General features: G+C 67.5%; 11 protein-coding genes. 7 read left to right on the forward strand and 4 right to left on the reverse strand.

From position 1 onward, the window contains the following. Positions 1 to 24: 24 nt before the first annotated feature. Complete coding sequence (locus IPI67_22010; protein MBK7582856.1) at positions 25 to 1,071, reverse strand: hypothetical protein; 1,047 nt, start codon at positions 1,069 to 1,071, stop codon at positions 25 to 27. A 343-nt stretch (positions 1,072 to 1,414) separates the two neighbouring features. On the opposite strand from IPI67_22010, the gene IPI67_22015 reads away from it, so the two are divergent. Then, positions 1,415 to 2,608: an alpha/beta hydrolase gene (locus IPI67_22015; GenBank protein MBK7582857.1), complete on the forward strand. Its 1,194-nt coding sequence runs from the start codon at positions 1,415 to 1,417 to the stop codon at positions 2,606 to 2,608. 173 nt (positions 2,609 to 2,781) lie between these two features. On the opposite strand, the gene hemH is transcribed toward IPI67_22015, so the two are convergent. Further along, entirely contained in the window at positions 2,782 to 3,678 is an 897-nt protein-coding gene (hemH, locus tag IPI67_22020) for a ferrochelatase (protein MBK7582858.1), read from the reverse strand. Positions 3,679 to 3,732: 54 nt separating this feature from the next. Between hemH and IPI67_22025 the strand changes: the two genes are divergently transcribed. The 6 genes from IPI67_22025 (at position 3,733) to IPI67_22050 (ending at position 10,175) form a co-directional block, all read left to right on the forward strand. Next, positions 3,733 to 4,497, forward strand: coding sequence for a glucose 1-dehydrogenase (locus tag IPI67_22025; GenBank protein ID MBK7582859.1), 765 nt, complete (start codon positions 3,733 to 3,735; stop codon positions 4,495 to 4,497). Positions 4,498 to 4,583: 86 nt separating this feature from the next. Next, positions 4,584 to 6,212 carry an L-glutamate gamma-semialdehyde dehydrogenase gene (gene pruA / locus IPI67_22030; GenBank protein ID MBK7582860.1) on the forward strand — a complete coding sequence of 543 codons (1,629 nt, stop codon included), beginning with the start codon at positions 4,584 to 4,586 and terminating at the stop codon, positions 6,210 to 6,212. 134 nt (positions 6,213 to 6,346) lie between these two features. Further along, complete coding sequence (locus tag IPI67_22035; protein MBK7582861.1) at positions 6,347 to 7,048, forward strand: hypothetical protein; 702 nt, start codon at positions 6,347 to 6,349, stop codon at positions 7,046 to 7,048. 215 nt (positions 7,049 to 7,263) lie between these two features. Next, a complete protein-coding gene (locus tag IPI67_22040) occupies positions 7,264 to 7,611 on the forward strand; it encodes a hypothetical protein (protein MBK7582862.1) in 348 nt (115 codons plus the stop codon). A 192-nt stretch (positions 7,612 to 7,803) separates the two neighbouring features. Beyond that, complete coding sequence (locus tag IPI67_22045) at positions 7,804 to 8,976, forward strand: hypothetical protein (protein ID MBK7582863.1); 1,173 nt, start codon at positions 7,804 to 7,806, stop codon at positions 8,974 to 8,976. A 20-nt stretch (positions 8,977 to 8,996) separates the two neighbouring features. After that, positions 8,997 to 10,175, forward strand: a complete 1,179-nt coding sequence (locus tag IPI67_22050; GenBank protein MBK7582864.1) for a glycosyltransferase — start codon at positions 8,997 to 8,999, stop codon at positions 10,173 to 10,175. A gap of 205 nt (positions 10,176 to 10,380) precedes the next feature. Here the strand turns inward: IPI67_22050 and IPI67_22055 are convergent, their stop codons facing one another. Both IPI67_22055 and IPI67_22060 read right to left on the reverse strand, forming a co-directional pair. Beyond that, positions 10,381 to 11,586, reverse strand: coding sequence for a hypothetical protein (locus tag IPI67_22055; GenBank protein ID MBK7582865.1), 1,206 nt, complete (start codon positions 11,584 to 11,586; stop codon positions 10,381 to 10,383). 201 nt (positions 11,587 to 11,787) lie between these two features. Further along, on the reverse strand, positions 11,788 to 12,810 hold the full coding sequence (locus tag IPI67_22060; GenBank protein ID MBK7582866.1) for a hypothetical protein: 1,023 nt from the start codon (positions 12,808 to 12,810) through the stop codon (positions 11,788 to 11,790). Between the last annotated feature and the right edge of the window lie 99 nt (positions 12,811 to 12,909).

A 12,909-nucleotide genomic window follows, 5' to 3' on the forward strand; every position in this document is an offset into this window, starting at 1 on the left:
GCCAGCGCCCGCGCCGCTCTGGCATCAGAACTCGTCGTCGTCGTCGCCGATCTCCGCGGAGTACGACACGACCGCCGTGCCGCCGCCGACGACCGCCAGCGGATTCCACGGCGGCGATACCTGCCCGAACGCGCTCGAGTTGTCGACGACCAGGTAGTACGAACCCCGCGGCACGGGGATGCGCTTCTTCACGTCGACGTTGGCGGGCAGAGGAAAACCCAGCATCGGTGGACCAGGCGGCGGACCGAGAGCGGCGCCGCGCTGCAGCGCATCGCGCCACAGATCCCCGGTGCCGCGCTGGAACAAGAACGCCTCGGCGGCCGGACCGTCCACCCGCATGCGGAAGAACAGCGCCTGGTCTTTGTCCTCGACCTCGAACGGCCCCAGGAAATCGATCTGGTTCGAACGGATCTCCGTCGTCTCGTTGGCGAACACAAACCGCTCACCTTTGGAGGTGTCGAACGGATGACGCGGCTTCTGCGGCGGCACCAGGATCCCCAGCGAAAAATCGTCGCCGGCGTCCCCGTGCAGCACGGTGAACCCGCTGGCCAGCTGGCTCGAGACGATCTGCGCGCCGAACTGATCGACCATCCAGCCGGCCGGTGATTTCAGCCCCCAGTTGACGACCTTGTTCTCGACCGAACCGACCTGAAACTCGGGGCCACGGAGGATGCGCGGGCGCTTGGCCCACACGTAGATGTCGTCTTCACCCATGAAGAAGTCGAACTGGTACTCGACGGAGGCCTCGGCAGAAAATCCCACCCTGCCGGCGACCGGTGTCCACGCGAAGCCGGTGCCGCCGAAGTGCAGCGTCATCGTGTGGGCGTCGTCGTTGATCTCGTGCTGACAGCGCGTCGGGAAGAAGCGCCCGATGGTGTTGCCGGTGGGGTTCAGCTTGAGCGGCGCGCCACGCTTGAGCATCTCGGGGCACACGCGTTGTGCGCCGAAGTTCGAGAACAGCCACCAGCGCAGCGCCGGACTCGCGTTGACCGGTCCCTTCACGCAGGGACAACCGACCCCGAGCAGCAGCACACCCAAGAGCCCCAAGAGCCTCAGCCTCAGGGGAACCACCCGGGTCTGTTGTCTTGGTGTTCGACCGCGAACTCGCGAGGCGCCCGTCATCCGGCCCTTCTTACCTTGGATCACCGGGGGCGCATCGTGGCTTTGCACGAGAGTAGTACGCTCGCCGCCCCCGCGCTCCCCCCTCGGGCCGCCCTAGCAAGGCAGAGAGGCCGCAATGCGCGCGGGTTCCAGGCGGCTGGCGCGCGGCAGTCCGCCGCCCTCGCGCCGCCTTCATTGTTCAGGGGTTGGCTGCGAGATCCGCGAACAAACCCGCGGGACGACTCGAGTCCGGAGTTGTTCGGCCCGTGTGGACGATTGGGTGGCGCGTTGAAGCGCGCTACACACGTCTTTGATGAGCAAACGGAGCCACGTCGACGATCTGCGCGGAGCCAGCCGGCTGGCCATCGAGGCCACCAAGAGCGTCACCGAGCTCGTGCGTGCGATGCACGTCACCATCGGCAGCGGCCCGGCGATCCTCGGCGAGCCCTTGGCCGGCCCGACCCGTCTCGTGACCGATCTCGTGTACGGAACCATCTCCGGCGTCACGCAGGTGGTGGGCGCCGGCATCGACCGGGCGCTCGCTGAGCTCGGGACTCTGCTCGGCGAGAGTACTCCGGGGCCGGAGCGCGAAGCAGTGCTCGCGGCGCTCAATGGTGTGTTGGGCGACTACCTGACCGAGACGGAGAACCCCCTCGCTCTCGGCATGAGCCTGCGGAGCGAGGGGCGTCCGCTGCCACTCGAGGCGGAGGCGCTCCGAGCCGCCGTCCCCGACGCAAAGGGCCGGGTGGTGCTCTTGGTGCACGGCTCGTGCATGAGCGATCTTCAATGGCGCCGCAGCGGACACGACCACGGCGCGGCGCTCGCGAGCGAGCTCGACGTGAGCGCGGTCTACGTGCGCTATAATAGCGGGCTCCACATTTCGGACAATGGTCAAGAGCTCGCGGAGCTGCTCGAGCAGCTGGTTGCCGTGTGGCCCACGCCTCTCCGCGAGCTGACCTTGCTCGGCCACAGCATGGGTGGGCTGGTCGCCCGGAGCGCCTGCGCCGCGGCTGAAGCGCGCGCGCACGGCTGGCGCGAACGGCTCGGCACGCTGGTGTGTCTGGGCTCGCCTCACCACGGCGCCCCGCTCGAGCGGGGCGGCAATTGGATCGACGTGTTGCTCGGCGCCACGCGCTACGGCGCGCCGCTGGCGAAGCTCGGCCAGATCCGCTCCGCCGGCGTGACGGATCTGCGCTTCGGCAACGTCCTCGATGCGGACTGGCGGGATCGCGATCGGTTCGAGAAGGGCGCGGATCCACGCACGCCGCTCCCGCTCCCGGACGGCGTGCGAGCGTTCGCCATCGCAGGCACGCTCACCGAGGCACCGCGTCCCGAGCTGCTCGGGGACGGCCTCGTGCCGGTCGAGAGCGCCCTCGGACAGCACAAAAGCTCCGAGTTCGCGCTGCGGTTCCCCGAAGAACGTCAGCACGTCAGCTTCGGCACGGCCCACCTGGAGCTCCTGAACCGCCCCTCCGTCTACGAACAAATCCGCGACTGGCTCGCGTGAGCCGCCGGGCTTTCAAGTGAGCGCCCTCCGGGCTTTCAAGTGAGCGCCCTCCGGGCTTTCAAGTGAGCGCCCTCCGGGCTTTCAAGTGAGCGCCCTCCGGGCTTTCAAGTGAGCGCCCTCCGGGCTTTCAAGTGAGCGCCCTCCGGGCTTTCAAGTGAGCGCCCTCCGGGCTTTCAAGTGAGCGCCCTCCGGGCGACCGCCTCCAGCGCGCTGACCAGGTGGGCGTCGTCGTTGAGGGCGGGGACTCGCACCAGCTCGAGGCCGAGCTCCTTCGCCCAGCCGGCCGCCTCGATGTCGAGATCGTAGAGGGTCTCGACGTGCTCGGCTGGAAACCCGATGGGGGACAGCACCACTCGCTCGGTCCCCCGCCCTCGCTCACTCTCGAACACCGCGCGCAGATCAGGACCGAGCCAGTCGCCGCCGTCGGCGCCCTGACTCTGAAACGCAACCAGCGGCTCACTCCCGAGCCGTCGACCCACCGCGGCCGCGCAGGCGCGAAACTGCGCTTCGTACGGATCGCCGTCCCGGATGGCACGCGACGGCAAGCTGTGGGCCGTGAGCACGACGCGCGTTGGTTTGCCGTCCTCCGGCAGCGCGGCCTCGATGCCCGCCACGAAGCCGTCGATCAGCGCGGGCTCGGTGCCCCATGGCTCGGTCGGCACCAGCTCCGGCGCGCTCGACCCGAGCTCTTCGCGGGCGGCCGCGAGGGACTCCTGGGCCGCCTCCCAGTACACGTGAACCGAGAACGGCGCGAGCGGGAGCACACACAGACGCGCGAGCCTGAGCCCGCCGATCCCACGCAACACGTCCTCGACCCGCGGGCGCCACAGCCGCATGCCCACGAGCACCGGCAGCTCCAGGCGTTTGGCGAGGGCGCTGGCCTGCGCCCGGGTGATGTCGAGCAAGGGAGAGCTGCCGATGGCGGTGTAGCGCCGGCGAATTTCCGCGACGAGCTCGGGCGAGGCCGGGCGCCCGCGGCGAATTTCTCGCAGAAACTCCGGCAAGTCGTCGAGATCCGTCACCGTACCGTGGGCGACCAAGAGCACGCCGTCGTGAGGGCCGAGGGGCATCGACCCAGCATAGAGCGCTGCGGCCTCACTCCGGAAGTAGTACTGCTCTCGCCCATGTCGCTGATTCACCTGAAGGACAAAGTTGCGATCGTGAGCGGGGCTAGCCGAGGGATCGGCGAGGCCATCTCCATGGCCTTCGCCGAGGCCGGCGCGAAGCTCGTGATCGCGTCGCGCAAGCTGGACGGGGTCAACGCGGTTGCCGCCAAGATCCGCGAGCGCGGCGGCACAGTGCACCCCATGAGCGCCCATGTCGGTCAGATCGACCAGTGTCACGCCCTCGTTCGGGAGGCCGTGGCTCAGTTCGGCAAGGCGGACGTGCTCGTGAACTGCGCCGGGACGAACCCCTACTTTGGTCCGATGATCGGCATCGACCCCGGCGCCTACGAAAAGACCTTCGAGGTGAACCTGCGCGGCGCGTTCGAGGCCAGCCGCGCCTTCGCGGAGCATGTCATCGGCCGCAACGGCCAGGGCTCCATCGTCACCATCACGAGTGTTGCCGGGCTGCGCGCCGCCCCCTTGCAAGGGGTGTACGGCATGACCAAGGCCGCCCTCGGCAGCATGACCCAGAGCCTGGCCTTCGAGCTCGGCCAGAGCGGCGTGCGCGTCAACGCCATCGCCCCCGGGCTGGTCGAGACGCGGCTGGCCGCGGCGATCTTGGCGAGCCCCGAGATGCTCGAACACGCCAACCGCCACACCGCCCTCGGCCGGGTGGGACGCCCGGAAGAGATCGCTGCGGCGGCGCTGTTTCTGGCCAGCGACGCGGCCTCCTTTGTGACCGGCCAGACGTTGTGCGTGGACGGCGGATTCACCGCGTTCTGAGCGGGGTTTTTGGCACAACGAGCGGCACCGCGCCGACGCCACCGTAGCGGTACGAGCGCGGGCGCAGAGCGTGTACCATCCCGCGCATGTTGAACGCCCGCAGCGACGTGCCGTCACCCGTCAACGAACCCGTGCTGAGTCACGCGCCGGGCACGCCCGAGCGCAAGCTGCTGAAGGCCGAGCTCGTGCGCATGGCAGCGACCGAGACGGACATGCCCCTGATCGTTCTGGGCAAGGAGCTGCGAACCGGCAAACTCGGCGCCTCGGTCATGCCGCACGACCACCAACACGTGCTCGGGCGTTACCACATGGCGGGGCCGAGCGAGGTGCAGGCGGCGATCGACGCCGCGCTCTCGGCCCAGAGTGACTGGTCCCGGTTGCCGCAAGCCGCCCGCGCGGCGGTCTTCCTGAAGGCTGCGGAGCTGCTCGCCACCAAGTATCGCCCGGTGCTCAACGCCGCGACCATGCTCGGGCAGAGCAAGACGGCGCACCAGGCGGAGATCGATGCGGCCTGTGAGCTGATCGACTTCTTTCGCTTCAACGTGCACTTCGCCGAGCGCATCTTGGCGGAGCAGCCGTTGTCGAGCCCAGGCGTCTGGAACCAGGTCGATGCGCGCCCCCTCGAAGGGTTCGTGTTCGCCGTCTCGCCCTTCAATTTCACCTCCATCGCCGGCAATTTGCCCACGGCGCCGGCGATCTTGGGCAACACGGTGGTGTGGAAACCCGCGAGCAGCTCGGTCTACTCGGCCCACTTCATCATGCAGCTCTTGCTGGAGGCGGGGCTGCCAGCCGGGGTCATCAACCTGATCTACGGCTCCGGGAGCCAGATCGGCAACGCCGTGCTCGAGAGCCCTCACCTGGCCGGCGTGCACTTCACCGGCTCGACCGCGGTGTTCCACGGCATGTGGAAGGCCATTGGCGGCAACATCGATCGTTACCTGACCTACCCGCGCCTGGTCGGCGAGACGGGCGGCAAGGACTTCATCTTCGCTCACGAGAGCGCCGATCGCGAGGCCCTCGCCGTGGCCATCGTGCGGGGCGCCTTCGAGTTCCAGGGACAGAAGTGCAGCGCCGCGTCTCGGGTCTACTTGCCGAGCAGCATCGCCGGGGAGATCCGCGAGCGGGTGGTGGCCATGATCGCCGAGCTCGAGGTGGGCGACGTGTGTGACTTCTCCAACTTCATGGGTGCGGTGATCGACGCGAGCGCGTTCAAGGATCACGTCGGCTACATCGAGCACGCTCGCGGTGATGGCTCCAAGATCCTGGCGGGCGGGACCTACGACGACAAGGTTGGGTACTTCATCCAGCCGACGCTGGTGGAGACGCCGGATCCCAAGAGCCGCCTGATGCGGGAGGAGATCTTCGGCCCGGTCCTGACCTGGTACGTGTACGACGCGGCGAAGGTCGATGACGCCCTCACGCTGTGCGACGAGACCTCCCCCTACGCGCTGACCGGCGCGGTGTTTGCGCGGGATCGCGCCTTCATCGAGCGGGCTTCGCTGCGGCTGCGACAGGCGGCGGGCAACTTCTACATCAACGACAAACCCACCGGCGCAGTGGTGGGTCAGCAGCCGTTTGGTGGCGCGCGGGCGTCGGGTACGAACGACAAGGCCGGCTCACTCTGGAACCTGATCCGCTGGGTCTCTCCGCGGACCGTCAAAGAGACACTCGCGCCGCCGACTTCGTGGCGATACCCGTTCTTGGCGCCGGATTGAGCGGCCCCGGTGCGACAATGCGTCGACGCTGACACCGGCGTCGGGCGTCGCCGGCACACCTGGGCTTGGCACAGTGATTCTCTCGCAGTACGAGCTTCCGAGCTGACGGCACGGTGTTTGCTGCTTTGCCTGCCATGCGGATAGCTACGATTGGGTTCACGACCCTCGTCGGGGTCGCCCTCGGCTGTGCCTCGGCTTGCGGGGGCAGCACCGACAGCGACACGTCGAGCACGGGCGGCAGCGGCGCCGTAGCCGGGACCGGCGGCGGCTCGGGCTCGGGTGGCAGTCCAAGCGGCGGCTCGGGTGGCATCGACTGCTCGAACGTGGGCTGCGGTGCGCCGCCGATGTGCGACGTAGGCTGCACCGCAGCCTGCGGCTGCTGCAACTGCGGCGAAGGGGAACAACTTCCGGCCGATGGCGGAACCCTGGTCTGCACCGGGGGTTGCTACACCCTGGTGACGGGCAAGACGTGCGGAGGCATCGCAGGCGTCAGTTGCGCCAGCGACGAGTTCTGCGATTTTCCGAGCACCAGCGCCTGCGGCGGAGACGACTCCCAGGGCGTGTGTGTGAAAAAACCCCAGGCCTGCGACGCCGACTGCCCGGGCGTCTGCGGTTGCGACGGCAAGTTCTACTGCAACGCCTGCAACGCCAACGCCATGGGTGTGGACGCGAGCCTCGACCCGAGTTGTTTTGGAGACGCCGGCGCGGGCGCCGCGTGCGCCAGCGACAGCGAGTGCAACCAGGGGCTCAAGTGCTGTTACCCCTGCGGCATCCCCGGTTGCAGCAATCAGTGCATGGCTCCGATGCCCAACGGGCAGTGCCCGATGTTTCCTTGAGCCTGCTGCTGCCCCCAGTCCTGGATACGACCCAAGGCGCAGACCGGCTTTCGCGTGGCGACGGGTGCGCCATGCCCACCTGCGTCGGCGACGATCGCTTCGGGAGGGATGCGTCTGAAGTTGCAAACGCGGGGGCGAGTTTTCGGAGCGGAGTTCACGAAGAATGCACAATGCGGTCACGCGCTGCTCACGCGCACAGCCCACAGTAGCTCTTCATGGGAACCACCACCGTCCGTTTTTTGGAATCCAGTGCTGGATCACTCGCTCAGCTCGAGATCGAGACGCCGCGAGGCTTGGGCTTCTTCGCCCACATCACCCGAGCGCTGTACGCACTCGAGGTTCAGATCGTCCGGGCCGAGTCACGCGTCGAAAACGGGCGCCGTCTCGAGCGTCTCTTCTTAGTCGAGCTCGACGGCACTCCAATCGTTTCCGCGCGGCGGCTCGAGATCCAGGTCGGCGTGCTCAGAGCCGTCGGAACGCTGAATAATCCTCGACCCGAGCTCCTCCGACGCCCACAGCTACGGCGGCGCCCGCGCGTGGATCAAGCGCCACCGGCTGCCTGATCGCCGCGCGTAGACCGGACCCTGCTCCGAGCGGACGTGGGGACGCGTCACGTGAGCGCGCGAACGCTGTCGACAGATCGTCACCCGACGGTGAGCTCGCGGGGCACGACACGCAGGCGTTGCCGCGAGTTTGCCTACTGCTCACCGTCGCGAGCGCGTCCCGACACTCGGGCGTGAGAAACGAGTATTCCCATGAACAGAAGCAAACTCATGGGAGGAAGCGCCGCCTGGCGCTTCGGCACGCTGGGTCGCGTCGTGGTGCTGGGCGCCGCTGTGTTGTGGACCAGTTGCTCCGCAGCTGATCGCGATGGTGTCCCCCTTTCGCCAGGGTCTCTGGTGAGCGGGCGGCCGAAATCCAGCCATACCGAGCACACCTTCGTCGTCGTCGCGATAGACGGCGTCCGCTGGACCGATGTGTTCGACGGCGTCGACCGGACGCTCGCGTTGGCCCACGGCATGTCCGAAGCCGAGGTGTTCGACGCGAACACTCTGACGCCGAACTTGCACGCCCTGATGGAAGAGGGCGTGGCGCTGGGCGGCACCGGGGGAAGCGCAACGATCTCGGCGACCGGGCCGAGCTTCGTCTCGATCCCAGGATACCTCGAGATGATGACGGGACGGCGTCCCACGGGTTGTACGACGAACGGCTGCGCGCCGACCCAGCTCGCGACGCTGGCCGACGACTTCGCCGAGGGCATGTCGCCCACCGACGTCGCCGTCATAGCAGCGTGGGACGGCATCGAAAGAGCCGCCTCTCGCGATCCGTCGAGGCTCACGCTGTCGGTCGGGAGATCCCACGGCGCGACCCGTGGTCGATTGCGCTACGACACACTCTCGAGCGCCCTATTGAGCGCCGGCGAGCATGCGGGCCCGGAGCCGGGCCACGGCGACTTCCGCCGTGATCTGGAGACCGCGGCCATCGCGCTGCACTACCTGGAGACATTCCGGGCTCGCTTCCTGTTCCTAGGCCTTGGCGAGACAGACGAGTATGCGCACGACGACGATTACCGCGGCTACCTGCGTGCGTTGACCCGCGCCGACCACATCATCGGAGAACTGCGGGAGAAGCTATCAGCGCTGGAGCACGACGGGCGGCGTGTCACCCTGGTCGTCACGACCGATCACGGGCGCAGCAACACGTTCGTTGGCCACGGCGGCGACGCGCCGGAGTCCGCGCGCGTCTGGCTGGTTGCAGCCGGCGACGGCATCGCGCGGAGGGGAGCGGTCAATCCAGACAAGCCGCGGCATCTCGCCGATCTGACGGCGACCCTCCGACTGCTCGGCGGAGTAGGGAGCCAAGACCCTTCGGGCGAACCACTGAATGAGCTCTTGGTTCCGGGCCGAAGCCCGCTGGCGCAACGCTGAGCAGACGAAAGCAAGGGAGCATGTCGAGCTTCGCCCACATACTCTGGCTACTGTCGGCCGCGGGCCTCCTGATGTCGTTCGTGGCCCACGCTTGTGTTCGACGCGTTCTCCGACGGCGTCCGGGCCCGGGCGATTTGCCACCCATCAGCGTGCTCAAACCGCTGAGCGGGCTCGACGAAGGACTCTACGAAAACCTCGCCTCGCTGTGTCGCCAAGACTATCCGGTGTTCGAGCTGGTGCTCGGGGTCGCCCACCCGCTCGATCCCGCCCTCGCGATCGCCCGCCAGCTGCGGCGCGAGTTTCCACGGGTAGCCATCCAGATCGTCACCGAGGCGCCGCCTTTCGGCGCAAACCCCAAGGTAAGAAACCTCGCGTCGCTCTCGAAGCGCGCGCGCCACGAGCTCTGGCTCATCTCGGATTCGAACGTGCGCGTCACGCCCGGATACCTGCGGGCCTTGGCGGCGGCGGTGAGCGAACCAGGCGTCGGGCTGGTGTCCAGCGTGCTCGTCGGGAGCGGCGAGCGAAGCCTCGGGTCTCTGCTCGAGAGCCTGCACCTCGGCTCTTTCATCGCGAGCTCGGTGTGCGGCGCCGACGTCTTGGTTGGGCACCCCTGCGTGATCGGCAAGTCGATGCTGTTCCGGCGCACGGATTTCTTCATGCTCGGTGGTTGGGAGTCCGTCGCCGACGTGTTGGCCGAAGACTACCTCTTGGGCAAGCGTTTCGACGCCGCCGGCCTGCGGGTCGCGCTGTCCTCCCACGTGATCCACACTCTGAGCTTCGAACGCAGCGTCGGCGATTTTCTGGCCCGGCATTTGCGCTGGTGTCAGATGCGTCGGCGCATCTCTCCCCTCGTCTACCTGAGTGCGCCGCTGCTGAACCCGGTGCCATTCCTGGTCATGGCGTTGGTCCTCAGCCTGGCCACTCGCGACCCGGTCGCGGCGTTCTGGGCGGCCACGGCCATCGCGCTGAAGTGCGCTTCGGACGCTTCGCTACTTGGCCGGCTGCGCGGACTTGGACTGAATGCGAGCGACGTCGCGTGGATCCCGCTCAAAGATCTGCTGGTCCTCGCCGTCTGGGCCATCGGCATGTTCCGGCGGACCGTCACCTGGCGGGGCCACCGCTTCCGGGTTGGGCCGGGTTCGGTCTTGACCGCGCTGCCCCGCACCGAACCCGAAGCGGAATGCGCGCCGAGCGCCTAACTTCGCCGCGCCGATCCGGGTAGCCCGCAGTCTCCAAAAGCTGGTCCGCGCAAGATCAAGCCGCATACCGGTAGTAGTAGCGGAGGATTCCGCCGAGCCGCTCCCGCGATCGAAGCGTCCGCCCGGCGTTCGAGCTTGCTGGCGGAAGGTCGATCAGCGCGCTGCCTGATGCCTGACCGCTAACCGCTCTCGCGAATCGTGCCGCTCACACGCGCAAGATGTAGGTGATCTCGGTCTTCACGACGGGTGTGCCCAGGCGCAGCGCCAACATGCGTGCCCGCACCTCGTCCCCGCGATAGCCGTAAGCGGTCGAGCGCACGTCGCTGATTCGATCGACGGTGCCATCGGGCTTGACGACCTCGAATGAGCGCACGTCGCCGATCTCGACCACGCCGCGCACGTGTTCGTACTGCGCAAAGCTGTAGCCGCCGCCGTGCGGGAGCAGGTTGGCCTTCGAGAGCCGCTCGACCAGCCCGAAGCGCTCGGCCCGGGGACGGAAGCCGGTCTCGTCTAGCGCGGCGGCATCGAAGTTCGGGGTCGGTTTCACCAGGTACGCGGGCAGATCGGGGCCCAAGGTCAGCGGGAACAGCTGACCCGACGCCAGATCCGCGTCATCGAAGTAGTAACAGCCGAGGATGGCGTCGTTCATCGCGACCTGGCCCTGATGGGTGCGGTTCACGATCACGTCGAGCGGCCCCAAGAGCGCGCGGGCCAGAGCCTCGCGGCGGCGCAGGCTGAACTCCTGGCACCACGAGTAGACCGCATAGAACTCCTTGGCCTTGTCGCCGGTCAGCACGTGGAGCGGCCCCCACGGGGTGTCCCGGGTCTCCATCAGCTTGCGTAACTCTTCACTTGCGTCCCAGTAGATGCCCGGACCCTTGGGGGAGCGTTCGCGCGTCTCGTGGCCCGACGAGTGGATGATGGCGAGTTTGTCCGCCTTCGGCGCGTCGTCGCTGTAGCGCTCGCGCACCTCGCAGATGTCGAGGAAGTGATTGCCCTCGGTCAGGTCGAACTCCACCTCGACGCCGTCGAGCACCAGCGGCTCCGCCGCCAGTTTCTTCGCGCGCGCTTCAATCTCGGCCGGCGGCGGCGGATCGTGAAGCTCGACGGCGATCATGCCGCAGTGGTTGCTCTTGATGTCGAGCACCGAGAAGTCTCCGGTCCACTGCACCCGCCCGCCGTAGCCGAAACCCTGAGCCCAGCGGCCGACGTTTCGCGTCACGGTGGCATCCGACGCCCCGATGAACGAAGCGTCCATCGGCAGACCGAGCTCCCGCTGCACGTGCTGGATCTTGGCGATGCCGAACGGCATGTTCGCCCCACACAGCTGCTCGCCCACGTCCCCCACCCCGGACATGAAGCAGTGCTCACGGGCGCGCTCGAGGGCCGCTTCTTCGCTGTCGTCTTGCATGTGACCGGATGCGTAGTACGGCGCCGGCGCGCCGACCAGCGGGGGACGGACCGAAGCGGGTCAAGTCTGCGGAAAGCGTTTGCCCCCGAGGACAGCCCGGCGCTCTCAGCGGAGAGGTGGGGCTCGCCAAGCTTGTGAAATGGCAAAAGGCCCGCACCTTCCGGCACGGGCCCAGCGCCCGAGTAACGCGCGACCTCAGCCTCAGATCGCGGGCGCCGAGGCGAACGCGCAGAGCGAGGCTTCACCCTCCTTCGACTGGTAGTTCACGCTGTCTTCGTAATACACACGATAAAAGTCCGAGCCCCAACACTCGACCGCCTTGACCGTACCGGGATCGGTCGGGACGTCGCCGCCCGAGAGCGTGATGTCCGCGCGACCCGCGCCGGTTCCGTTCCACTGGCTGAGGATCGAGATGTCCTCTTTCTGCGTGGCGTTGCTGTCGTCTGCGTCGGCGTAGGCATCGACCTTCAGCGTGCCGGTGCCGTCCGCGAGGCTGTCGCTCGCGACCGTGTACCAGCTGTCGTCGTTGCTCGGCGTCACCTCGGCCTTGATGCTGCGCGGCTGGGAGAACAGGTTGGTCGTGATGTCCGGCGGCAGATCATGCGTGATCTTGATCTTGCCGCTCGAGTCTCCGTCCTGGTTGAACGGGTCGAGCTCGTAGGCCACGTCGAGATCGATCGTGAACGTGCCGTCGCCGTGGCTCGCGTGACCTTTGCCGAAGCCGGTCCCGAAGAGCACACTCTTGAACTCGCCGTCGTTCGACGAAGCCTTGGGCCGCCCTTCCAGCCGGTACTCGTACTCTTTTTCCCCGACCTCCGTGACCCGGAACCGATACGTCACCGGCTCGAGGGAGTCGGTCCACGGGCCCCACACGGCCTCCTTCGAGTCGACGCTGGTGGGCTGGGTGTGAACGATGATCCAGACGCTGCCCAGGATGGCCGCGGTGACCTGGTTGACGCCCTTGCGAACGTGGCGTGTGAAACCGTAGTACTTGGCCCACGGCCCGCTGGCCCACGGCTCGTCCGCCTGGATGCTCTGGCCCGACGCCCCGCCGCTCTTTTGGGCGTCCTCGGGTCCCGAGACCTTCACGTGGTCGGCCTCGGGGATCGCCTCTTGAAACTTCGAGACGTCGTCCTTCTCCTGCAGCACACAGGCCGGTATCAACGCCGCCGCCAGGACGAATGCCCCGACCTTCGAAACCCCACGCTTGATGCTGTTGTTCATGATTCCTTGCTCCCGGCTCGCGGACGTCCTCTTCAAGGACCGGGCCAGCGCAAAGGACGCGGGATTTTCGCGACTTCTCCCCGTAGGCGTGGACGCTGG

This window comes from Myxococcales bacterium (genome assembly GCA_016706225.1).
GTDB lineage: Bacteria > Myxococcota_A > Polyangia > Polyangiales > Polyangiaceae > JADJKB01.